The sequence below is a fragment of the Bacteroides mediterraneensis genome (assembly GCF_016900355.1).
Classification (GTDB): domain Bacteria; phylum Bacteroidota; class Bacteroidia; order Bacteroidales; family Bacteroidaceae; genus Phocaeicola.
In genome coordinates, this window is the sequence record NZ_JACJKA010000074.1 from 1 (window position 1) to 484 (window position 484).

The 484-nt window shown below is 54.1% G+C and carries 1 rRNA gene; it reads left to right on the forward strand.

What is annotated here, in order from left to right:
• Positions 1–484: ribosomal RNA gene (locus H6A28_RS14875) — 16S ribosomal RNA — on the forward strand; the annotation flags it as partial.

The window sequence follows — 484 nt, forward strand, 5'->3', positions numbered from 1 at the left end:
TGACCACTAGTCCTACGGGTGGCAGCAGTAGGGAATCTTCCACAATGGGCGCAAGCCTGATGGAGCAACGCCGCGTGAGTGAAGAAGGTCTTCGGATTGTAAAGTACTTTCAGCGGGGAGGAAGGGAGTAAAGTTAATACCTTTGCTCATTGACGTTACCCGCAGAAGAAGCACCGGCTAACTCCGTGCCAGCAGCCGCGGTAATACGGAGGGTGCAAGCGTTAATCGGAATTACTGGGCGTAAAGCGCACGCAGGCGGTTTGTTAAGTCAGATGTGAAATCCCCGGGCTCAACCTGGGAACTGCATCTGATACTGGCAAGCTTGAGTCTCGTAGAGGGGGGTAGAATTCCAGGTGTAGCGGTGAAATGCGTAGAGATCTGGAGGAATACCGGTGGCGAAGGCGGCCCCCTGGACGAAGACTGACGCTCAGGTGCGAAAGCGTGGGGAGCAAACAGGATTAGATACCCTTGTAGTCACTAAAGG